This window comes from Ectopseudomonas composti (assembly GCF_001567565.1).
GTDB lineage: Bacteria > Pseudomonadota > Gammaproteobacteria > Pseudomonadales > Pseudomonadaceae > Aquipseudomonas > Aquipseudomonas composti_A.
The window spans coordinates 108,331-131,443 of the sequence record NZ_LSSW01000028.1 but is presented as its reverse complement, the minus strand read 5'-3'; the positions used below and the strand labels follow the sequence as shown (position 1 = coordinate 131,443).

The window sequence follows — 23,113 nt, the reverse complement described above, 5'->3', positions numbered from 1 at the left end:
TGATGGTCTCCAATAGAGAAGAGAAGGCCTTGTAGGAGCCGGCTTGCCGACGATCCAGCGATCGCCGGCAAGCCATGCACAGGTGTTACTGGTAGCCTTCCGGGAAGGGATTCGGCTCGATCAGGTCGGACTCGTAGACCACCTTGAACTGGCCGTCCTTCTGCACTTCACCGATGCGAGTCTTGCTCCACAGGTGATGGTTGTCGTGCACCTTGACGTAGCCTTCCGGCGCGGTGTCCAGCTCGATGCCCGGGGAAGCGGCAACCACCTTGTCGATGTCGAAGCTGCCGGCTTTCTCCACGGCGGCCTTCCACAGCCACGGGCCGAGGTAGGCGGCCTGGGTCACGTCACCGATCACCGCGTCCTTGCCGTACTTGGCCTTGAAGGCTTCGACGAAGGCGGCGTTGTTCGGGTTGTCCAGGCTCTGGAAGTACTTCATCGAGGCGTAGAAGCCGGCCATGTTCTCGCCACCGATACCCAGCAGCTCGTCTTCGGTGACCGACAGGGTCAGCAGGGTCTGCTTGTCGGCAGTGACACCGGCGGCCTTCATCTGCTTGTAGAAGGCGACGTTGGAGCCACCGACCACGGCAGCGAACACCACGTCAGGCTTGCGCAACTTGATCTTGTTGATCAGCGAGCCGAACTGGGTGTTGCCCAGCGGGTAGTACTCTTCGCCGACCACCTTGCCGCCGAGCACGTTCTCGATGTGCTTGCGCGCGATCTTCATCGAGGTACGCGGCCAGATGTAGTCCGAGCCCAGCAGGTAGAAGGTCTTGGCGCCCTTCTCCTTGGCCACCCAGTCCAGACCGGCAAGGATCTGCTGAGTGGCCTCCTGGCCGGTGTAGATGACGTTCTTCGACTGCTCCAGGCCTTCGTAGAAGGTCGGGTAGTAGAGCAGGCCGTTTTCCTTCTCGAACACCGGCAGCACCGCCTTGCGCGAGGCCGAAGTCCAGCAGCCGAACACGGTCGCGACCTTGTCGCCGACCAGCAGCTTGCGTGCCTTCTCGGCGAAGGTCGGCCAGTCGGAAGCCCCATCTTCCTGAATGACCTTGATCTGCCGGCCGAGCACGCCGCCACTGGCGTTGATCTGCTCGATGGCCAGACGCTCGGCCTGGATCGACCCGGTTTCGGAAATCGCCATGGTGCCGGTGGCCGAATGCAGGATACCGACCGTCACCTCAGTGTCGGTCACCGCCAGGCCGGTGCTGTTGACCTCGGCGCTGGCCACGTGGCTGAACAGGCTGGCGGCCAGCAGCGAGAGCGCTGCCGCCCCTACCGCCAGCCGGCGAGGAAGAAGTCGAATCGGTTGAGAGTCCATGGTCGTGCTCCTGTGCTGGTTATTCGTGCCGAACCACGCCGGCTTCGCAGCAAGGATGCGTTCGCCCCGGCAAGCGGGGTATACGCAGCATGACGTAACGGCATACGTCATCTGACGTACAGCAGCCTGCGCCAGCCTGGTGCAAGCTGGGCGCAGAAAAACCAGGCAGACAGAAGCTCACGCGCGCGCCAGAGGCCTCGCTGAGTCAGGGCATGGAAGTTGCTGATATCTGCCGTAGGAGCGGCAGCAGCCGCGAAAATGCTTCGCGCCGAAGCCGCCCCGACAACTCGCCCCCGACCAGGATCCGCCCGTGCAGCCAACCGGCCCCCAGCGCATCATCAAGATCCGCCGCGACTACAACGCCTGGGTCGCCGACGAGACCATGGAGGATTACGCCCTGCGCTTCACGCCCAGGTCGTTCCGCAAATGGTCGGAGCTGCGTATCGCCAACACCGCGCTCGGCGCTGTGTCGTTCCTCGCCCTGGAAGCCATCGGCGGCGCTCTGGCGCTATCCTATGGTTTCACCAACACCCTGTGGGCGATCCTCGCGGTCAGCCTGGTGATCTTCCTCACCGGGCTGCCGATCAGCTACTACGCGGCCCGCTCTGGCCTGGACATGGACCTGCTGACCCGTGGCGCCGGCTTCGGCTACATCGGCTCGACCATCACCTCGCTGATCTACGCCAGTTTCACCTTCCTGTTCTTCGCCCTCGAAGCGGCGATCATGGCGCTGGCCCTGGAGCTCTATTTCAACATCCCGCTGGCCCTGGCCTATGTGATCTGCTCGATCATCATCATTCCGCTGGTGGCCTACGGCATCACCCTGATCAACCGTCTGCAGATGTGGACACAACCCGTGTGGCTGTTCCTGCTGGTGCTGCCCTACGTCTTCGTCATCGCCAAGAACCCCGAGGCGCTGTCGGACTGGACCAGCTTCGCCGGCCGCGAGGGCGAGCCAGGCAGTTTCAACCTGCTGCACTTCGGCGCCGCCTGCACCGTGGCCCTGGCCCTGATCACGCAGATCGGCGAGCAGGTCGACTACCTGCGCTTCCTGCCGGAAAAGAACCGCGCCAACCGCGTGCGTTGGTGGACGGCGCTGCTGCTTGCCGGGCCCGGCTGGATCATTCCCGGCGCGCTGAAGATGCTCGCCGGCGCCTTCCTCGCGTTCCTTGCCCTGCAACACGAAATTCCCATTGAGCGCGCCGCCGAGCCGACGCAGATGTACCTGGTGGCCTTCAACTACGTGTTCGCCTCGCCGCAGTGGGCGCTGGCAGCCATGGTGCTGTTCGTCATCGTCAGTCAGGTGAAGATCAACGTCACCAACGCCTACGCCGGCTCGCTGGCCTGGTCGAATTTCTTCGCCCGCATCACCCACAGCCATCCGGGGCGCGTGGTGTGGCTGGTGTTCAACGTGGCCATCGCCCTGATGCTGATGGAGCTGGGGGTGTTCGAGGCGATCGAGGAAGTGCTCGGTCTTTACGCCAATATCGCCATCGCCTGGATCGGCGCACTGGTGGCCGACCTGGTCATCAACAAGCCGCTGGGCCTGTCGCCGAAGTACATCGAGTTCAAGCGCGCGCACCTCTACGACATCAACCCGGTGGGCGTCGGCGCCATGCTGATCGCCTCGCTGCTTTCGGTGCTCGCCCATGGCGGCCTGTTCGGCGACCTGGCACAAGCGGCCTCCCCGGCCGTGGCGCTGATCTCGGCCTTCCTGCTGGCACCGCTGCTGGCCTGGCTGACCGGCGGGCGCTACTACATCGCTCGCGAACGCCAGCCACACCTGCTCTACCCGCACACCGAGGCCGGGCAAGTGCAGTGCTGCCTGTGCAACAACCGTTTCGAGGAGCCGGACACCGCGCACTGCCCGGCCTACGGCGCACCGATCTGCTCGCTGTGTTGCTCGCTCGACGCGCGCTGTGAGGATCGTTGCAAGCCGCGTGCACGCCTGAGCGATCAGCTCGACGACTTCATCGGCTGGCTGTTCCCGCGGGTCTCCATCCCGCGCCTGCACAGCCGTCTGGCGCAGTACCTGGGCCTGCTGAGCCTGCTGGTGCTGATGCTGTTCGGCGCCCTGGCGCTGATCTACAGCCAGGTATCGCTAAGCCTGCTGACGCAGGAGCCGGAAGTCCGCCAGACGCTCTATCAGGCTTTTCTCAAGGCCTTCCTGACCCTCTCGCTGTTTGCCGCCATGCTCGCCTGGTGGCTGGTGCTGACCCGCGAAAGCCGGCGCGTGGCGCAAGAAGAATCGGATCGACAGACCCTGCTGCTGATGCAAGAGATCGAAGCCCACCGCAAGACCGACGAAGCGTTGCAGCAAGCCAAGGAGGCCGCCGAAGCGGCCAATGCAGCGAAGAGCCGCTACGTCACCGGCCTGTCCCACGAGCTGCGCACACCGCTCAACAGCATCCTCGGCTACACCCAGATCCTGCAGCGTGACGCCGCCATGCCGAGTCAGCACAAAGATGCCCTGGCCACCATCCTGCGTAGCGGTTCGCACCTACTGTCGCTGATCGATGGTCTGCTCGACGTGGCCAAGATCGAAGCCGGCAAGCTGCATCTGGAACTGGCGGAAATTCCCTTCCCGGAGTTCATCGACCAGCTCGAACGCATGTTCACCCCGCAGGCGGCCGAGAAAGGCCTGCGCTTTCGTCTCGAATGCATCGGCCGCATGCCGGCAGTGGTGCGTGGCGACGAGAAACGCGTCAGGCAGATCCTGATCAACCTGCTGGGCAACGCGGTGCGCTTCACCGAGCGTGGCGAGGTGCGTTTGCGCGTCGGCTACATGCGCGAAACCGCCACCTTCGAGATCATCGATACCGGCATCGGCATCGCCCCGGAGCAGATCGAGCGCATCTTCCAGCCCTTCGAACGCGGCGACCTGATGCGTCAGGACAACGGTGTCGGCCTCGGCCTGACCATCACCCGCATGCTCACTGCGCTGATGGGCGGCGAGCTCTCGGTGCACAGCGACCCCGGCCAGGGCACCTGTTTCCAGGTGCGTCTGTTCCTCTCCGAAGTGCGCGTGCCGCAGGCGGTGGTGCACGTCGAACACGACATCATCGGTTACCAGGGTGAGCGCCGCCTGATCCTGGTGGTGGACGATCACCTCGAACATCGCCGCGTGCTGACCGGCATGCTCGAACCGCTGGGTTTCGAGGTGATCCAGGCGGCCAGCGGCCAGGAGGCGATTCGCCAGGTAGCGCTGCACAACCCGGCATTGATCCTGATGGACCTGTCCATGCCGCAGATGGACGGCTGGGAAACCAGCCGCCTGATTCGCCGCAACACACAGTGCCAGGCACCGATCATCGTGATCTCCGCCAACGCCTTTACCGACGACCGCGAACGCAGCGTCGCCGCCGACTGCGACGACTACCTGGCCAAACCGGTGTACACCCCGCAGCTACTCGAACGCATCCAGCACCAGCTCGACCTGACCTGGCTGCGCCGTACTCAGGAGCAGTCGCCACCGCCGATGGCCATGACCTTGCCGGGCAACGACGACCTGCAGGCGCTGCGCGAGTTGGGCGCGCTCGGCTACATGCGCGGTCTTCAGCAACGCCTGGATGACATCGACCAGCGCGATCCAGCCTGCGCCGGCTTCACCGCCGCCCTGCGCCTGTTGGTAAAGAACTTCCAGCTCGACGAACTCAACCGCCAACTGAAGGAGGCCGAACATGAATGCGCCGCTCCACAAGACTGAGTCGGGCAGGCCAAGCGGCCTGCCGAGCGAACGCGGCATCATCCTCATCGTCGACGACACGCCGGACAACCTCGCCCTGCTCTCCGACGCCCTCGACGATGCCGGCTACATGGTGCTGGTGGCGCTGGACGGCAGCAGCGCGCTGGGACGTATCCAGCGGCGGAGGCCCGACCTGATCCTGCTCGACGCGATGATGCCCGGGCTGGATGGTTTCGAGACCTGCCGGCGGATCAAGGCCGAGCCGAGCAGCACCGACATCCCGGTGCTGTTCATGACCGCCCTGACCGACAGTGAGCACGTGGTGCAGGGCTTCGCGGCCGGTGGTATCGACTATGTGACCAAACCGATCAATCCCGACGAAGTGCTCGCCAGGGTCGCCTCGCACCTGCGTACCGCGCGCACGCTCCAGTCTGCACGCGCGGCCTCGAAGCCGATCAGCCTGAGCCTCGACGATGCCCCGGCGCATGCCAGGCTGTCAGCACGCTTCCAGCTCACCGAGCGCGAAGTGCAGGTACTGCGCTGGGTGGCCTGCGGCAAGACCAACCGCGATATCGGCGACATTCTCGGCCTCAGTCCACGCACGGTAAACAAGCACCTGGAACATGTGTACGTGAAGCTCGGCGTGGAAACCCGCACCGCGGCCGCCTCGGTGGCCCTGGCGGCGATGAGCGAACGGGCATAGCGCACTACACCGGACAGATGCAGCCAGCAATTATCGAGTCGACAGGTACTCCCGCCTCAGGTAGCAGAGAAAACGAACTCCGGAGTCAGTGCCCGATAGCCGAAATACCCGCCAACGGCTAATCTCGCACTCTCGACTACAGGAGTTCTCGATATGCGTACCGCTCTTTTCTGCCTGCTTTTCAGCGCAGGCATCGCTCAGGCTGGAGTACTGGTCAACTCGACGGTATGGGTCGTTGCACTGCAATGCGAAGGCTACCGGCATTGCTACGCGTCCAGTAACGGCTCTTATACGGGCAGCCTCAATGGGGCGCGTCGTTTTGACGATGCTGCTTCAGCCGAACGTTTCATCGGCAGTTTCACCAGCAGCATTCGTGACAAGAGCCCTCAGCTGCAGTCTATTGTCGAGCAGGTGTGCGTGCAGCCGACCGACACCCGTACCAACGGCAAACCCTGCTGAACCTCTGCACTGAATGGCGACCTGCCTCGGAACCATGATGCCCCACCCCAATATCGTCATTCTTACCGGCGCAGGCATCTCCGCCGAAAGCGGCATCCGTACCTTTCGTGCCGCTGATGGGCTCTGGGAAGACCACCGCATCGAGGAAGTCGCCACGCCCGAAGGCTTCGCGCGCGACCCGGCGCTGGTGCAGCGTTTCTACGATATGCGCCGCGCTCAGTTGCGCGATCCGGCCATCACGCCGAATGCCGGGCACCGAGCCCTGGCCGAGCTGGAGGCTAGCTGGCAGGGGGAGTTCCTGCTGGTCACGCAGAACGTCGACAATCTGCACGAGCGTGCTGGTTCCAGGCGCCTGCTGCATATGCACGGCGAGCTGCAATCGATGCTGTGCAGCAACAGCCAGCAGCGCTTTTCGCTGCTTGAGGACATGCCAGTCAGCCAGGCGTGCGCCTGCTGCGGGCTGGTCGGTACCCTGCGTCCGGATATCGTCTGGTTCGGCGAGATGCCCTATTACATGGAGCGTATTTATGACGCGCTGGAGCAGTGCGAGCTGTTCGTCAGCATCGGTACCTCGGGCCATGTCTACCCGGCAGCGGGGTTCGTCGAGCAGGCGCGCAGGGCCGGGGCGCATACGCTGGAGATCAATCTGGAGCCGAGCCAGGGCCACTCGCTGTTCGCCGAGAAACGCTATGGCCTGGCCACCGAACAGTTGCCCCGCTGGGTCGCGGAGCTATTGGCTGGCTGAGAGAGACCGTAGGGCGGGTGAAACCCGCCAATACGCAAATGGCTTCCAACCCGTAGGAGCGGCTTCAGCCGCGAAAGCTGCTCGTGGCTGAAGCGCAATGCCGCCCAACCACTCCTACAAGGGCCCAACGCCCGGCCATACCCCCTAACCGGCAGCGTCCTGAACAGGCGCCGCCGCCTCGGCCGGCACTTCTGGCTGCGGGTTGAACACACCATTGCTCCAGGCGTAGTAGCCCAGCCCCAGGGCCAGCAGCAACGCCAGCAGCCAAGGCCACAGCACCGGCTTGTTGGCATAGGGATCACGCAGCGCGCGGTCGCTGCCCTCGGGCAATTCCGCCATCTGCGTGAGCGCGGTGCCGAAGGGAATGCTGATGCGCGCCTGGGCATTCACCGCCCAGCCGTTACCGTCGAGGATCGGTCCCAGGCTGCGGCGCCGCAGCTTGAACCAGGCCAGCAGCATGGCCGGCCCGGAGATGGCCAGCAGCACGCCGAGCAGCAGCAGCGGAACCTGCCACCAGGCCAGCGAGAGAATCCCGGTAATCACCGCCGCCAACGCCGTACCCAGGGCACCGACCGCCAGACCGATGGCCGCGAAAATACCGGCGAACTTGGCGATGTCGAATGCAGGTGTCGGGGTAGCCGCAGGCGCCGCGCCGGTTTCACCGACCTTGGCCGCGGTCTTGCTGACCATGTCGGCGTCACGGCTGGCCGCAAGCTTCTGCACCTGGTCGGACACCAGCTTGGAAATGCGCCGATACGGCGACCAGAACGCCTCGCGGATGCTGACCGCGTTCTGTACCACCTTGACCACGGTGGCATCCCAGTCGTTGCCGTCGCGGTCATAGAACAGGCCATGGCGACCGGCCTGCAGGTCGCCCTCGTTGCCAGCGGTCACGGCCACCACGATGTTCAGGGTTTCCTTGCCGCGTACCGGCTCGCCACGGCGGGTACAGGCGCAGTAGAGCAGGAAGCAATCGCTGGCCGCCGCCACCTTGGCGTGGGCCTCGACGTTGTCGACCTCCACCACCAGCTCGCAGCTCTTGCCATCGATATACAACACGCCAGCCTGGAACACGGCCTTCTCGTGACGCGAATAGAAGGACTGAAAGGACACGAAGTTGCGCAGCAGCGTGACCAGGCCGTGACGCAGACGAATCAGCTTGTCCAGCTCGACCAGCCCGTCCGCCGCTTCGGCGACGGTCTTGTCCTCTTCGACCAACGCCAGCAGGCGCGCCTCGGCGCCCTGCTCCACCAGTTCGAGGATACGCCCGCGCTGCAGCACGTCGGCAATCGCCACGTTGGGCGTCTCGGCGCGCCAGGCCAGGTAGTTACTGCACAGCGCCACCAGGTGCTGCCACTGCTCATGCGACAGGCAGTCCAGCTCCCCGTAGACCGGCATCACCACACGCTGACGGAACTCGCCGATGGCGTGTTGCCAGGCCGGGTTGAGGCCCTTGTGCAGCGGCAACTCATCGCCATGCTGCACCACCGCCAGCGGCAGGTCGGCCACCTCGCTGGCATCGGCCAGCGAGAGCGCTGCCAGGCGCACCAGTTCCTCTTCCTTGGCGTTCATCAGGGCTGCGGCGCGCGAGTCGAATTCAGCCATGGCCACGCGCGTGAAGTAATCGTCGATCTTGGCGCGCACCGCGCTCAGCGCCTCGACCGCTGCCACGGTCCCCTCACCGAAGACATCGAGCCCCTGCTCGGCAGCCCGTGCATGCCAGGCATGCAGCTGGCGCGCCTGATCGAAGAAGGCGCCGATCTGCTCGACGCCGATGGCCGGCTCGCCGCTTCGGTCGGTCTGCGCGCCCAGGCAGGCAATGATGTCGGCGATAGCGGACTTGAGCTCGGCATCCTCGGTCAGGGTCGCCGGCACCAGGCCGTCACCATTGGCCTGGTTTGGTGGGAACAGCTTGGCCAGCTCGGCGGTGTCGCTGGGCGTCAGGCTGTCGCCATCGGGCCGTCCGATCACGCCCAGCAGGCGCTGTGCAGCCAGCCGCAGGTGCGCGCCGACGGCATCGTCGGTGAGCGACGACAATTGCAGCGGCCCGGCCTGGAACAGCACGGCGGGATCGCGCAGGCGCGCCAGCGTCCAGTCCACCACGTCGAGAATTTCCGGGGCACGGATACGACCATCCTTGTTCAGATCGATGTATTGCAGCATGCGCCGATCCAGTTCCAGGTTGTTCACCGGGCAGGCCAGGCTGGCCCAGAGCTTCTGGTCCAGGCCGCGCAGGGCGGCGAGATCGGCAGGCGTTTCCAGTTGCACCTGATCGAAGCCGCCGGCACGGAAGAAGCGCCAGCGATGGGCAAGAGCTTGAGTCATCTACAAAAGATCCTTTCTTTGTGAGGGCGACTGCGCCACGAAGCCGGCGATGATCCCGCCCTGCACATCGGCACGTGGATCAGCCAACAGACTCCTACTACCCAGGCGCTGTTCGCCTCAGTGTAACCGAGGCGCAGCGCCGTGCGCCTATCGCGCCTCGACCGTCATCGGCTGCGCCTCGGGCTGCTTGATCAGCGCATAGAGCACGCCAGTAAGCAGGCTACCGGCAACGATGGCCAGCAGGTACAGGAGCGCGTGATTGATGGCGTTGGGGATCAGCAGCACGAACAGACCGCCGTGCGGCGCCATCAGCTTGCAGCCGAAGTACATCGATAGCGCACCGGTCAACGCGCCACCGGCGATGCTGGCCGGGATCACCCGCAGCGGGTCTTTCGCGGCGAAGGGAATCGCACCTTCGGAAATGAAGCACAACCCCAGCACCCCGGCAGCCTTGCCGGCCTGGCGCTCGCTCTGGGCGAACTTGCGCCGCGCCAGCACGGTGGCGATGGCCATGGCGATCGGCGGCACCATGCCGCCGGCCATGGTCGCGGCCATCGGCGCGTAACTGCTCGAGGCCAGCAGGCCGACCGAAAAGGCATAGGCCGCCTTGTTGATCGGCCCGCCGAGATCCACACACATCATGCCGCCGAGCAACGCACCGAGCAGAATGGCGTTGGTGCTGCCTATGCTGTCGAGAAACTGGGTGAGCGACTGCAACACATCAGCCACGGGACTGCCGACGATATAGATCATCGCCAGGCCGGTGATCAGGCTGGCCAGCAGCGGGATGATCAGAATCGGCTTGAGCGCCTCCAGGCTCTCCGGCAAGCGCACCCAGCGGGCAATGGCCTTGGCCGAATAGCCGGCGATGAAACCGGCGACGATGCCACCGATGAAACCGGCCCCCAGCGAGCTGGCGAGCATCCCGCCGATCATCCCCGGCGCCAGGCCCGGGCGATCCGCGATGGAATAGGCGATATAACCGGCCAGCACCGGCACCATCAGCTTGAACGCGGCGTCACCACCGATCTGCATCAGCGCGGCGGCGAAGGTGCCCTCCTGCTTGAACGCCTCGATACCGAACACGAAGGACAACGCGATCAGCAGACCGCCCGCCACCACCATCGGCAGCATGTAGGAAACACCAGTGAGCAGGTGCTTGTAGGGGCCGGTCTTCTCGCCGCTGCTGGCGGCGGACTTGCCTTCGGCGGGCGCTGCTTCGCTCAGAGGGCGTGCCTCGCTCAACGCCCGTTCGAGCGCCTGCTGCGGCTGTTTGAGCGCCACACCGGTACCGCAGCGGTAGATCTTCTTGCCGGCGAAGCGGCTGGTATCGACCTCGATATCGGTGGCCAGCAGCACGGCATCGGCAGCGGCGATGGCGGCATCGTCGAGCAGATTGCGCGCACCGACCGAACCGCGGGTTTCCACCTGCAGCTCGATGCCCACCCGCTGCGCCGCCTGCTGCAACGCCTCGGCGGCCATGAAGGTATGCGCTACGCCAGTCGGGCAAGCGGTGACCGCGACCAGCCGGCGGCGGCCGCCAGGCGCAGCCTCACTGCCTTCGCCATAAGGCTGAGCACGCTCGGCGGCGTCGCGCAAGAAACGCTGCGGGTCAGCCAGCGCCTCGGCAGGCGAGGCCTGCAGCAGGCGCTTGCCGGCAAAGCGGCCTAGCGGCAGCTCACCGGTCTTGACCACCAGCACCCAATCGGCAGCGGCGATTTCGGCTTCGCTCAGCGGCGAGCCAATCGCGCGGGCATCATGCACCTCGACACGGGTTTGCCAGCCCAGACGCTCGGCGGCAGCCTGTAGCAGGCGCGAACACAGCACGCTGGTGACCTGACCATTGGGGCAGGCAGTGACGATCAGCAACTTCATGGTGGGTGCCTCTTATTGTTCTAGACGCTGCAGTTGCACGGCCGCCTCAAGACGGGCCAACTGCTCGCGATCATGGATACCGAAACCGATCTGGGTGACCGCCTGCGCCGCCACCGCCGTGGCCAGGCGCAGCGTGCGCTCGGCCGGCCAGCCTTCGAGCAGGCCATGCAGGCTGGCCGCCAGCAGCGAGTCACCGGCACCGACCGTGCTGGCGACCTCGACACGCGGCGGTACGGCGCGCAGGGCGATGTCCGGGCCATGCCAGTCGACGCCCTCCGCACCGCGCGACAGCAGCACGTGCTCGATCCCCTGGGTGCGCAACGTCTGTACGGCAGCGGCCAAGTCTCTGCCGCAGACCTCGGCCAGCTCTTGCTCGTTGGGTTTGATCAGCCAGGGCGCGACGCCTAGCGCCGCCTGCAGGGCCGCCCCACTGCTGTCGACCGCCAGCGGCACGCCACTGGCCTTGATGCGGCGCAACAGAGCGGCGAACCACTGCGGGGTGACGCCGCGCGGCAGGCTGCCAGCGACCACCACCAGATCATGCCCGGCGAGCAGCGGCTGCAACGTCTCCTCCAGACGCTGCAGGTGCTCGGCTTCGACCTGCGGGCCGGGGCCGTTGAGATCGGTGACGCAGCCATCGGCCTCGGCCAGCTTGACGTTGCTGCGCGTCTCGCCCGGTACGCGAACGAACAGGTCGTGAAAACCGCGCCTGTGCATCAGGCTCTCGAACGGCGCGGCATTGTCGCGCCCGAGAAAGCCACCGACGCTCAGGCTGTGGCCAAGGTCGGCCAGCACCTGAGCGACGTTCAGGCCCTTGCCGGCGGCGTGGCTGCGCAGCTCATGACAGCGGTTGATCGCGCCGGGCTGCAGGCGGTCGAGACGCAGGGTCAGGTCCAGCGCCGGATTCAGGGTCAGGGTCAGGATTCGGGCCATCAGTGCATCTCCGCCACCAGCGCGCGCACGGCGCTGGCACTGTCCAGGGTCAGGGCGCGGTCGGCCAGGGCTCGCGCCTGGCGGCTGTCCAGCTCGCGCACGCAGGCCTTGACCAGGGCAATCGAACGCGGCGTCACGCTCAACTCGTCCACACCCAGGCCAACCAGCAGCGGCACGGCCAGACGATCGCTGGCCAGCTCGCCGCAGACACCGACCCACTTGCCCTGCGCATGGGCAGCGGTCACGGTCATCTCGATCAGGCGCAGCACCGCCGGGTGCAGGCCATCGGCCTGCGCCGACAGCTGCGGATGGCCACGGTCGATGGCCAGGCAGTACTGAGTCAGGTCATTGGTGCCGATGCTGAAGAAGTCCACCTCGCGCGCCAGCACCGGCGCCAGCAGCGCGGCCGAGGGCACTTCGATCATGATGCCGATCTGCAGATCGCGCACCTCGATCTCTTCACGCAGGCGCTGCACCATGTCACGCGCCGCGCGCCATTCCTCCACAGAGCCGACCATGGGGAACATGATCCGCAGCGGACGACCATCGGCCGAGGCAAGCAAGGCGCGCAGCTGGGTTTCCAGAATCTCCGGGCGCTGCAGGCTCAGGCGAATGCCACGCACGCCGAGGAAAGGATTCTCCTCGGCCGGCATTGGCCAGTACGGCAGGGGTTTGTCCCCCCCGACATCCAGCGTGCGCACCACCAGCGGCCGCCCGGCCAGCGCATCGAGCACGCGCCGGTACTCGCGTTCCTGCGCAGCGTGATCCGGCGCCTGGGCATGCTCCATGAACACCAGCTCGGTGCGCAGCAGGCCTACCGCCTCCGCGCCCAGCTCCACCGCATAAGCAGTTTCGCCGCTGGCGCCGATATTGGCAGCGACTTCGACGCGCACACCGTCCCGGGTCTGCGCGCTGTCAAAACGTGCTACATGAGCCCGCTCCCGGCGTTGCTGCGCAGCCTCGCGCTCTTGCAACGCCCGATCACGTTCCTCTGCATCCGGTGCGATGCGCAACAGGCCGCTGTCGCCATCGAGCAGCAGCGGCGTGCCCTGAGCCAGCGCCAGCACAGCATCGCCGGCACCGACCACAGCGGGAATGCCCAGGGCCCGGGCGATGATCGCACTGTGCGCGGTGGCGCCACCGCGGGCGGTCAGAATGCCGGCGACGCGCTGACGGTCGAGGCTGGCGACGTCCGACGGCACGACCTCGGCCATGACCAGGATGTAAGGTTCGTTCGGCTCGCTGGGTAGCTCTACGCCACAGAGGTGCGCCAGCACGCGGTTGCCGATATCACGCAGGTCGGCCGCGCGCTCTGCCAGCAGCGGGTCATGCAAGGCTTCCTGGCGCTTGGCCGCCGCCTCGACTTCGACCTGCCAGGCCGCTTCGGCGCTCGCGCCCTTGTGCAGACGGGCGTCGACGTCTTCGCGCAGCGCCGGATCATCGAGCATGGCCAGGTGGGCGCTGAAGATTTCGCGAATGCTCGCCACACCGGCGCCATCCACCAGGCGCTGGATCTGTGCAGCGACGACCGCCAGGGCGGAATCCAGGCGCGCGCGCTCCTGCTCGACGCCCTGCCCCTGCTCGGTGAAATCAAAGGTCGGCGGCGTGCGCACCAGCACCGGACCGATGGCAATGCCGGGCGAGGCGCCGACCGCCAGCAAGCGACTGCCGGCGACCGGGGCAACCGCCTCTAAAGGTTCAAGCTGCGCAGCGACTTCAGGCAGGGCATCGCTCAGCGGCTCGACCGCCTCACCCAGGCCACTTTCCATAGCCGCGCGAATGGCCGGCAGGGCGCTGTCGGCAATCGCCGCTTCGGCACTGAACTCAAGCATCTGGCCACGTCGTGCACCCAGCGCCAGCAGGCGGCTGAGGCTCTTGGCCGACACCCCTGCGCCCGTATCGCCCAGCAAGCGCACGCGAATGTCACCCGCGAAACCCTGCGCCAGCTCGCTCAGCGCCTTGGCCGGACGTGCATGCAGACCATGGGCATTGAGCAGCGGCACGCTGAGGCTGGGCCAGTCCGGCGCTACCTCGCCGCCCAACGCCTCGATCACCTGGCGGCTATCGCTGGCTTCACTGAATGCCGCCGCGCGACCGCCGATCAGCACATCGCACAGACGCTCCAGGGCCTGGCGATGCGCCTCGCCCTGGCTGGCCAGACAGAACAGACCACGCAGCGCCTCACCGCGAAAAGTCAGCGGCTGCGCCGGCGTGACGAAAGCCAGGCCGGGTCGCTCGACGCTGGCCTCGCTGTGCAGCCACCACAGGCCATCGCCCAACGGCAGCGGCTCGCCACGCGCCAGCCCGAGGGCGAAACCGCTACGCGCGCAACCGGCCTGACGCAGCAGCCGTGCGCCCTGCCAGAGCAATTCGTCGAAGTCTTCGGCAGGCTGCGCCAGCGCCACCAGTTGGCCGTCCAGCGCCAGCGCCTGCGGAGCGCCCTGCAGCAACTCGAGTATCTGCGCCGGCTCGCGGGCCTCACGCAGCGCCTGGCTCAGATCCCCCTCGCCCAGGGCGCGGGTCAGCAGCTGCAACAGGTGCAGGTGTTCGTCGGACTGGGCGGCGATAGCGATGGCCAGGTAGACCTGCTGACCGTTGCCCCAGTCCACGCCCGCGGGGAACTGGATGAGACTGACACCGGTGCGCAGCACCTGGTCGCGGGTCTGCGGCGTGCCATGGGGAATGGCGATGCCCTGGCCGAGAAAAGTCGAGCCCTGCGCCTCGCGTGCCTGCAGGCCTTCGAGGTAAGCCGGAGTAGCCAGACCGCTACGCGCCAGTGCATCGCCGAGCATGGCCAGGGCTTCGCCCTTGGTCGCCGCCGCCTGGCCCATCTGAATTTGGCTGGCATCAAGTTCGAGCATATGAATATCTCCGACTTATTGTTTTTGGCTCAGAGCATGATCAATGCCCCGCTGCGCTTCGCTGATGCTGCGTTGACAGGCGGCTCGAAGGGCGAACAACGCGAGTCACGCAGCAGGCATTTACCACGGGTAGACGGCGCGTTTTCGCCTTGCCCGGCTCTGCCTCGCAGGGCTTGATACAGGTTCTAGACTAGCTGATGAAATGGAATGCTGAAACGTTTCACCAAGTGTTGGCACCTTATCCGATAATGGGTAATCCTTGAAGCCCGGTCGTCGTCGAGTCGGTGTAGACTCGCCGCGTTCGCCCGCTCGAACCCTTTTCCCTGCATGGTGCTGCGCCCGTGAAACTCAGTGACATCGCCCGCCTGGCTCAGGTCTCGGTGACCACCGCCAGCTACGTGATCAACGGTCAGGCCGAACGGCGGCGTATCAGCCCTGCGACCGTGGCCAGAGTGCTGGCAGTGGTCGAGGAGCATGGCTATCTCCCTGACCAGCAGGCCGCCAGCCTGCGCCGCGGGCAAAGTCGCTGCCTGGGTTTCATCCTGCCAGACCTGGAAAACCCGAGTTATGCGCGCCTGGCCAAACTGCTCGAACAGAAGGCCCGCGCCGCCGGCTACCAGTTGCTGATCGCCAGCTCCGATGATGATCCGGGCACCGAGCGCCAGTTGCTCGAACTGTTCCGCTCACGCCGCTGCGAGGCGCTGATCGTCGCCAGTTGCCTGCCGGCCGATGACCCGCTGTACCCCGCCATCGTCGCTGCCGGTCTGCCGGTGATAGCCGTGGACCGGGCGCTTTCACCCGTACACATCCGCTCGGTGGTCAGCGACGACGAACAGGCCGGGCGCACCCTGACCGAAAGCCTGCTGACGCCCAAGCCTCGGCATATCGCCCTGCTCGGCGCGCGTGCGGAGCTGGTCATCAGCCAGGCGCGCGAGCGAGGCTTCCATGCCGCGCTGGCTGGCTTCGACGGGCGCATCAGCGTTTACCACGGCGAGCTGTTCAGCCGCGCCTGCGGCTATCGGCAGATGCAAGCGCTGCTGGAGCAGGCCGGCCCGCCCGATGCCTTGTTGACCACCGCCTACGTGCTGCTCGAAGGGGTGCTCGACGCCCTGCGTGAACAGGATCGTGAGCAATGGCCGGCAGTGCGCCTGGCCACCTTCGGCGATACCCAGCTGCTGGATTATCTGCCGCTGCGAGTCAATGCCATGAGCCAGCAGCACGAACGCATCGCTGAGCGCGTATTGGCCTGGGCACTGCGCGCAGTAGAACTCAACGACTATCAACCCGGCATCGAGGCCATAGACCGCAGCTTCAAGGCTCGTACCTGAACCTCCCTAGCCGCCCTGGATTTTCTGCAGCAATGGCGCGCACTGGCTCGGCTCGTCGCCAGCACTGGGCGCCACCAGCGCCAGCAAGCCGGCCGCCGGAGCCACCGCGACGCCCAGCGCCACCAGGCCGACACCACGCAGCACCAGCGGCGAGGCCTGTACCCCCGGCGACGGCTGCTTGAACGTGCCGCGCACATACAGCGGCGAGCGCAGGGAAAAGATACGAAAGCCCTTGGTCGACGGCGTGACGGTGAAGTCCAGTTGCTCGCTGGCGAAGTTGGCGCTGCCGTCGACCTTGATCACCGCATTGTCGGTATCGATGACGAACAGTCGCGTGCTCATCAGCCCCTGCTTGATACCGAGGTCCGCTGCCGCGCAGTGAATCTTCACGTCCTCGTCGCCGAACAGCTTGCCCACCAGATAGTTGCCGACGTTCAGCCCGGCGATTTCCATCAGCCCGCGACTGACCGCACCATCGTTGATCAACATCTTCAGCTCGCCATCGGCGCTGCCGAGTAACGCGGCCACCGAGTTGCCACGCCCACTGACACGCGCATCGCCGTTGAGCTCACCGAAGCTGGTCTGCATCGGGGCGAAGGTGGGAAACAGTTGCTTGAGCTTGAGTTCACGCGCGCGCGCATGCATCTGCCCCTGCAACGGCGTGGTCGCGCCATTGAGGCGGATCTGCGCATCGAGCACACCACCGGCCATGCCGAAGCGCAGCGGCTCCAGGCTCAACGCGCCGTCGTTGAGCAGCACATGGGTATCGAGGTCGGTGATCGGTAACTGCTCGCCATGCACGATGCGCTTGCCGACAAAGCGCACATCGGCGTCCATCGCACGCCAGCGGTCGGTACGAAACTGCGCAACGGGCAACGCCTTGTTCGCCGGCTGCACGTCCTGCTCACCACGCTCGCGCTTGTCCTCGCCGGAGTCGGCGCCGATCAGCGGCGCCAGATCACTGAACAGCAGCTGGTTGGAGGTCAGTTGGCCAGACAGCTTCGGTCGCGGCTGACGCGCCACGAATGTCAGGTCGCCATGGATATCGCTGGCGCCGATCTGGCCGTTGAAGCCGAGGTAGCGAAAGATCGCCCCGTCGGCATTGTGCAAGTCGGCCTGCAAACGGCCATCGGTGCTGTAGGGCGGCGTCTCCGGCAGCGTTACACCGGTCAGCGGATACAAGTGCCCGAGGCTGGCACCGGACAGGCGCAAGCGCAGATCCAGAGCGCCCAGGTTCTGTGGATCGGTCAGACTGCCGGCCAGCACGATACGGGTCGCGCCAATGCGCAGATCGGCCTGTAAGGGGAAGGGTTGCGCGGCATCGTGCAACGCGAGCAGGCCACCGACCTTGCCGCTGCCGGTCAGTGCTTGACCACGCAAGCGGCCCTTGGCTTGCCAGGCGAACGCATAATCCTGGGCGCTGGCATTGCTCTGCGCCAGGCGCTCGGCCGTGCTTTTGCCGACGATATCGGCAAAAGCAATCGGCTTGCCCAGTGGCTCGATAAGCGCCTGCAGGCGGGTGTCGCTGAGCGCGTCATCGAGCTTCACCTGCCCCTTGTCGAAAGCGATGGTGCCGATATCCAGCGTCCAGGGGCTGGGCTCAGCCGTATCGGCCGACTGTTCCTCGCCCAGATCGAACACCCAGTTGGCGCGACCATCGGCCAGCCGCTGCAGATCAGCGACCGGTGCGCCGAGTTCGATAGCGGGGATGCTCACCGTCTTCCACAGCAGTGGCAGCGGAGACAGGTGAAAGCGCACGCTTTCGAGGCTGACGAAGGTCTCGCCCTGCGCCCAATCGGGATTCCCCAAGCGCAAGTGCTCGGCGGCGAAATGCGGCCAAGGCAACCAGGCGCTCAAGCCCTCCTCGCCGGCCTCTCGCTGCCAGACCACACGCAGATCGCCCTCGATGGCGAACGGCCGATTCAGGGCGGCAGAAACCTGCTCGTTGATCAACGGCCGCGCGCGGTTCCAGTCGAACAACTGCAGAAACAGCAGCGACGCGGCCACCATCAGCAGAAACACGGCGAACAACAGGCTCAACAGCTTGCGTACATGGCGCACCCAGCGACCTCCTTATTTCACTACCCGAGTGAAACGCCTCCATAGCCATACGACTGAAAAGATCGGCCAACGCTCCCTCATGCTGGCGGGAAAGACGAAAATAGCCGAACCTGAACCCCCATCCGTGAGCCGACCGATGCGCCTGATCGACACCCACACCCACCTCGATTTCCCCGAATTCGATGCTGATCGCGACGCAGTGCTCGCGCGCAGCCGCGCGCTCGGCGTAAGCCGCATGGTGGTACTTGGGGTCTACCAGACCAACTGGCAGCGACTGTGGCAACTGGTCGAGGAACATCAAGAGCTGCATGCCGCATTCGGCCTGCATCCGGTCTACCTGGACGAGCACAGCCCAGAGCATCTCGATGAACTGCGCGACTGGCTGGGCAGATTGGCCGGGCATCGCAAGCTCTGCGCCGTTGGCGAGTTCGGCCTGGACTATTACCTGGAGCACCTGGATCGGCAGCGCCAGCAGACGCTGTTCGAAGCGCAGCTTGAGCTGGCGGTGGAGTTCGAACTGCCGGCGCTGCTGCACGTACGCCGCGCCCATGCCGCGACCATCGCCACGCTCAAGCGCTTTCGCCTGGCGCGCGGCGGCATCATCCACGCCTTCGCCGGCAGCCTGGAAGAAGCCCGCGAGTACATCAAGCTGGGCTTTCGCCTCGGCCTGGGCGGCGCCGCTACCTGGCCGCAGGCCAATCGACTGCGCAAGGTGGTGGCGCAGCTGCCACTGGACGCCATCGTGCTGGAAACCGACGCCCCGGACATGGCGCCCGCCATGCACCCAAACCAGCGCAACAGCCCAGAGCATCTGCAGGACATCTGCAGCGAGCTGGCAACGCTGCGTGGAGTGACAGCCGAAGAACTGGCAGCGGCCAGCAGCCGCAATGCGGATGAGCTGTTCGGCTGGAACTGAGGCGAGATCGGTCGCCTCCGACGGAGGGGCTTCAGCCGCGATCACTGCAAAAGCATCGCCGCCGAAGCGCCTGCCACGCAGCAACTAGACCCGGAATGCGCTGATCAACTGCTTGAGACGCGACACCAGTTCGCTCAGCTCGCGGCTGGCTTGCTCGGTCTGGCTGGCACCGGCTGCGGTGCGCTCACCCGCGTGGTTGATCTCGACGATGTTCTGATCGATATCGTGCGCCACGGCGGTCTGCTGCTCGGCCGCCGCCGCGATCTGCTGATTCTGATCGACGATCATGCCTACCGCACCGAGGATGTTCTCCAGGGCCGACTGCACCTTGGCGGACTCGCTCACCGTACCGTCAGCCATCTGATGACTGGCGTTCATCGCCTTGACCGCCGCACCGACGCCGCCCTGCAGCTTGACGATCATCGCCTCGATTTCCTCGGTGGACTGCTGCGTGCGCTTGGCCAGGTTGCGCACCTCGTCGGCCACCACGGCGAAGCCACGGCCCTGCTCACCCGCTCGCGCCGCTTCGATGGCGGCATTGAGCGCCAGCAGGTTGGTCTGCTCGGCGATGCCCTTGATCACGTCCAGCACCTGGCTGATCGCCGCACTGTCATTGGCCAGTTGATTGACCACCGTCACCGACTGATCGATCTCGCCGGCCAAGCGCTGAATCGCCCCGACCTGCGTCTCGACCAGGGCACGCCCGGTGACCGTCTCCTGATTCACGCTCTGCGCACTGCCCACCGCAGCGGCGGCACTGCGCGCCACCTCTTGCGCCGTGGCAGCCATCTGGTTCATCGCCGTCGCCACCTGCTCGATCTGCGCACGCTGGCTGGCCACGGCCTGGTTGCTCTCACCCGAGACCAGTTCGACGCGATCCGCCTGGCCGCCGACTTCGCCGACGGTGTGCCCGACGCGCTCGATCAGGTCATGGATACGCACCACGGTCTGGTTGAATACCTGGCCCAGCTCGCCCAGCTCATCGCGACTCTGCGCCCGGAAGTTGACCGTCATATCGCCAGCCGCCACCTTGTCCATCACCTGACCGAGGTTCTTCAGCGTCGCACGGGTGGAAACGTAGAAGCCGCCGTAGAGATAGACGATCAACAGAAACACCACCACCAGCGCCACCACCAGCAGCAGCATCTGCGCGCGGTTCTCGCTCAGGCGCTCGCTCAACTGGCTGTCGAGAAAGGCCAGCAGGCCGTCGTTGAACGCATAGGTCTTGGCCATTTCCTGGCTGACCTGATCGTAGAACTGCGTCCAGGGTGTATCCAGGCTGTCGGCGATAATCACCTGATCCTCGAACAGCACGGCACTGTCCTTGAGCGTCTGCCGGCTGGCCTCGGCAAGACTGCCCAGGCCATTCTGCGCCGCGACGTTGCCGGCCAGCGCGTCCTGCAGGTTCAGGCCATATTCGGCGTGGAGCTTCTCCAGCAGCAACAGCAGCTCATCGAACTTGGTGCTGGCCGAGGAGTTGAGAAAGCCCTGCCCCAGGGAATAGGCGCCGATGGCGCGCCCCTGGCTCAGCGCAGCGGTGACCTGCGGGGTGACATTGGTGATCAGCTCACTGATCTGCCGCACCTGACGTTGAGGGTCCTGACTGAGGCCGGCCTGGCTGGCCACCAGCTTGATGAATACCTGGGAAGAACCGAGCAGTCTCTCGACGATCACTGCCTTGCTCTGCAACGACGTCTCGGTGGCGGCGCTCTGCAAATCGGCCAGCAGCTCATCGCGCTTGGCAGTGAACTCGGCACTCTGCTCGGCATCCTGGGTAACCGGCTCAAGGCCTTGCAAACCGGTATTGAGCGAGCTCTCCAACTGATCGATGCGCCCCTCCAGGTCGCCCGCCTGACCGGACTGACCGATCATCGAGTTGATCTGTACCAGATCGTTGAGGCTTTCCAGGTCGCGGCGCAGTTGCAGGCTGTTGCCCAGCAGTTCGAGGCTCTCCAGGGCAGTCTGGGTGCCGACGAACTGTCGATAGGAGTCGCGCACCAGGTAGAAGTTGGTGACGAGCATGGGCAGGAAGAACAGAACACTGATCAGGCTGAACTTCATGCCGAAGCTGAGGCGATTCATCAGCGCGATGGCCGGATACAACACGGTCTTCACTAGACGTCTCCAGTTGCCATTATTGTTATTGGTGTCGCTGAACGGCCGCCGCGCCTCTTGCGGGCTGACAGCGGCGTCCTGGGCAGCCCGACCTGTTACGCGTCGATCAACGCGGTCAATACAGGCATATAAATGTGGCGAAAATCACCAAACAGGCCCGGCTAGCGCCTACTTATACCCCTTATCGACACGCCTCTCTGTAACTTAAGGTTAAACGCGCGCAGCGCGCCTCGCTCGCCCCGAGCCGGGTAAGCGTAGTTCGCCAACGCATGACAGAAGGAAACAGGGCGGGTGCAACCTGCCACTTATGGTGTGGCAGCAGGTCGCCCCGCCCGGCAGGGTGTCGCCTGGATCAGGCGCTAGATGAACAGCACCCAGACCGCATAACCGGCGTACCAGACCACCGCAGCGCGTATCAGCAGTTGCCACAGTTGATCCAGGGTATCGACGCCTTCTTCGCCCATCACTGGCGGAGGCATCTCGCCGGCGGCACGCCCGGCCTTGATCACCAGTTGCGCGGCGGAGATATCCCAGCTCAGCAGCTCGTGCAGCAAGGCGCGACTGACCGCGACGAAGTTGCCGACCAGGGCGAAACTCGACGCCAGCACCCGCGCCGGCAGCCAATCGAAGGCATGCCGCAGTTGCACGGCTCGTTCACGCAGGGCCGGCTGCTCGGCATGCTCCGCACACAACGCAAACAGGCGGTATGCCAGCGCAGCCATGGGCCCCAGCAGCAGGTACCAGAAGATCACCGCGAAGAAACTCTGGTAGGCCTGCCACAGCAGGTGCCCTTGCACCTGCTGGAGCAGCTCGGCGCCCTCCTCCGGTGCCAGCGCAAGGTCACGCTCGGCTACGTGGTAGGCCGCCTGACCATCACCGCGCCGCCAGGCATCACGGAACGGCCCCAGCGCGGCAAGGAGGTCACCACGACCCAGGCTGTAGATCAGTACCAACAGGTGCACGGGCAGGGCCAGCCAGCCGTACGCCAGGGGCTTGAGGATCAACAGGAGCAGCCCCAGCAGCGACACCGGCAGCAGCACCAGAAGCAGCAGACACAGCCAGGGGGCTTGTTGCAGGCCGCCGCTCTGCAAGCGCTGCAATTGCGCCAGCCAGGGGCCGTCCTGCTGGATGTGCAGGCGCCAGGCGGAAAACTTCTCGACCCACAGCACCAGCAGAATCACCAGAAAACTCATTGCTACCTCTCCTTCAAGTCGACATGCAGGCGCGACCAGTCGAATGCCGGCCCCGGGTCGGTCTTGCGCCCTGGTGCGATGTCGCAGTGGCCACGAATACGCTGCGTCGACAGCGCCGGGTAAGCGTCCAGCAACTGCCGCGTCAGCTCGGTCAACCTGGCGTACTGAGCGTCGGTGTAGGGCAGATCATCCGTCCCTTCCAGCTCCACTCCTAGCGAAAAATCATTGCAGTTGTCGCGCCCGTCGAACCATGAAACGCCGGCGTGCCAGGCACGATCCAGACAGGAGACGAACTGCGTCAGCCTGCCATCACGCTCGACGAAGAAATGCGCGGAAACCTGCAGGGATGCAATTTCGGCAAAGAAGGGATGCTCACCCGTAGGCAATCGATTCTGAAAGAACGCCTGCACCTTGCCGGTGCCGAACTGCCCAGGCGGCAGGCTGATGTTGTGGACTACCAGCAGAGAAATCTCGCCACAGGGGCGAGCATTGAAATTCGGCGAAGGACAGTGATCAATGCCCTGAAACCAGCCGGTTGAGGGGTCGAGCTGCATGAAATGCTCCTGAACGAGCCCCCACTCTAGAGCAGGAGGCTA

At 65.3% G+C, this 23,113-nt stretch carries 15 protein-coding genes; 6 read left to right on the top strand and 9 right to left on the bottom strand.

What is annotated here, in order from left to right:
- Positions 1 to 85 precede the first annotated feature (85 nt).
- A complete protein-coding gene (gene urtA, locus PCLY_RS15390) occupies positions 86 to 1,318 on the bottom strand; it encodes an urea ABC transporter substrate-binding protein (RefSeq protein ID WP_061240515.1) in 1,233 nt (410 codons plus the stop codon).
- Positions 1,319 to 1,628: 310 nt separating this feature from the next.
- On the opposite strand from urtA, the gene PCLY_RS15385 reads away from it, so the two are divergent.
- The 4 genes from PCLY_RS15385 to cobB all read left to right on the top strand — a co-directional run bounded on the left by PCLY_RS15385 (position 1,629) and on the right by cobB (position 6,910).
- A complete protein-coding gene (locus PCLY_RS15385; RefSeq protein WP_061240514.1) occupies positions 1,629 to 5,024 on the top strand; it encodes an ATP-binding protein in 3,396 nt (1,131 codons plus the stop codon).
- The gene (locus PCLY_RS15380) at positions 4,999 to 5,706 is read left to right on the top strand and encodes a response regulator (RefSeq protein ID WP_061240513.1); all 708 of its coding nucleotides are present in this window, start codon (positions 4,999 to 5,001) and stop codon (positions 5,704 to 5,706) included. Before PCLY_RS15385 ends, PCLY_RS15380 begins: the two co-directional genes overlap by 26 nt.
- Positions 5,707 to 5,859: 153 nt before the next feature.
- Positions 5,860 to 6,165, top strand: coding sequence for a hypothetical protein (locus PCLY_RS15375; protein WP_061240512.1), 306 nt, complete (start codon positions 5,860 to 5,862; stop codon positions 6,163 to 6,165).
- Positions 6,166 to 6,202: 37 nt separating this feature from the next.
- Positions 6,203 to 6,910, top strand: a complete 708-nt coding sequence (gene cobB, locus PCLY_RS15370) for a Sir2 family NAD+-dependent deacetylase (RefSeq protein ID WP_061240511.1) — start codon at positions 6,203 to 6,205, stop codon at positions 6,908 to 6,910.
- Positions 6,911 to 7,054: 144 nt separating this feature from the next.
- Here cobB and PCLY_RS15365 read toward each other — a convergent pair whose 3' ends face one another.
- The 4 genes from PCLY_RS15365 to ptsP all read right to left on the bottom strand — a co-directional run bounded on the left by PCLY_RS15365 (position 7,055) and on the right by ptsP (position 14,904).
- On the bottom strand, positions 7,055 to 9,235 hold the full coding sequence (locus PCLY_RS15365) for a hypothetical protein (RefSeq protein WP_061240510.1): 2,181 nt from the start codon (positions 9,233 to 9,235) through the stop codon (positions 7,055 to 7,057).
- A gap of 147 nt (positions 9,236 to 9,382) precedes the next feature.
- Positions 9,383 to 11,110, bottom strand: coding sequence for a fructose-specific PTS transporter subunit EIIC (locus PCLY_RS15360; RefSeq protein WP_061240509.1), 1,728 nt, complete (start codon positions 11,108 to 11,110; stop codon positions 9,383 to 9,385).
- Positions 11,111 to 11,122: 12 nt separating this feature from the next.
- Positions 11,123 to 12,043, bottom strand: a complete 921-nt coding sequence (gene pfkB / locus PCLY_RS15355) for a 1-phosphofructokinase (protein WP_061240508.1) — start codon at positions 12,041 to 12,043, stop codon at positions 11,123 to 11,125.
- Positions 12,043 to 14,904, bottom strand: coding sequence for a phosphoenolpyruvate--protein phosphotransferase (ptsP, locus tag PCLY_RS15350; protein WP_061240507.1), 2,862 nt, complete (start codon positions 14,902 to 14,904; stop codon positions 12,043 to 12,045). Before ptsP ends, pfkB begins: the two co-directional genes overlap by 1 nt.
- Before the next feature lie 341 nt (positions 14,905 to 15,245).
- Here ptsP and cra point away from each other — a divergent pair, with 341 nt between their 5' ends.
- The gene (gene cra, locus PCLY_RS15345; protein ID WP_061240506.1) at positions 15,246 to 16,232 is read left to right on the top strand and encodes a catabolite repressor/activator; all 987 of its coding nucleotides are present in this window, start codon (positions 15,246 to 15,248) and stop codon (positions 16,230 to 16,232) included.
- Positions 16,233 to 16,238: 6 nt separating this feature from the next.
- Here the strand turns inward: cra and PCLY_RS15340 are convergent, their stop codons facing one another.
- Positions 16,239 to 18,293: an AsmA family protein gene (locus PCLY_RS15340; protein WP_061240505.1), complete on the bottom strand. Its 2,055-nt coding sequence runs from the start codon at positions 18,291 to 18,293 to the stop codon at positions 16,239 to 16,241.
- Positions 18,294 to 18,429: 136 nt separating this feature from the next.
- Here PCLY_RS15340 and PCLY_RS15335 point away from each other — a divergent pair, with 136 nt between their 5' ends.
- Positions 18,430 to 19,209 carry a TatD family hydrolase gene (locus tag PCLY_RS15335; protein WP_061240504.1) on the top strand — a complete coding sequence of 260 codons (780 nt, stop codon included), beginning with the start codon at positions 18,430 to 18,432 and terminating at the stop codon, positions 19,207 to 19,209.
- A gap of 84 nt (positions 19,210 to 19,293) precedes the next feature.
- Here the strand turns inward: PCLY_RS15335 and PCLY_RS15330 are convergent, their stop codons facing one another.
- From PCLY_RS15330 to ampD, 3 genes are all read right to left on the bottom strand, one after another.
- A complete protein-coding gene (locus tag PCLY_RS15330; RefSeq protein WP_061240503.1) occupies positions 19,294 to 21,324 on the bottom strand; it encodes a methyl-accepting chemotaxis protein in 2,031 nt (676 codons plus the stop codon).
- A 359-nt stretch (positions 21,325 to 21,683) separates the two neighbouring features.
- Positions 21,684 to 22,517, bottom strand: coding sequence for a regulatory signaling modulator protein AmpE (gene ampE / locus PCLY_RS15325; RefSeq protein WP_061240502.1), 834 nt, complete (start codon positions 22,515 to 22,517; stop codon positions 21,684 to 21,686).
- Positions 22,518 to 22,519: 2 nt separating this feature from the next.
- On the bottom strand, positions 22,520 to 23,071 hold the full coding sequence (gene ampD / locus PCLY_RS15320) for a 1,6-anhydro-N-acetylmuramyl-L-alanine amidase AmpD (protein WP_061240501.1): 552 nt from the start codon (positions 23,069 to 23,071) through the stop codon (positions 22,520 to 22,522).
- Between the last annotated feature and the right edge of the window lie 42 nt (positions 23,072 to 23,113).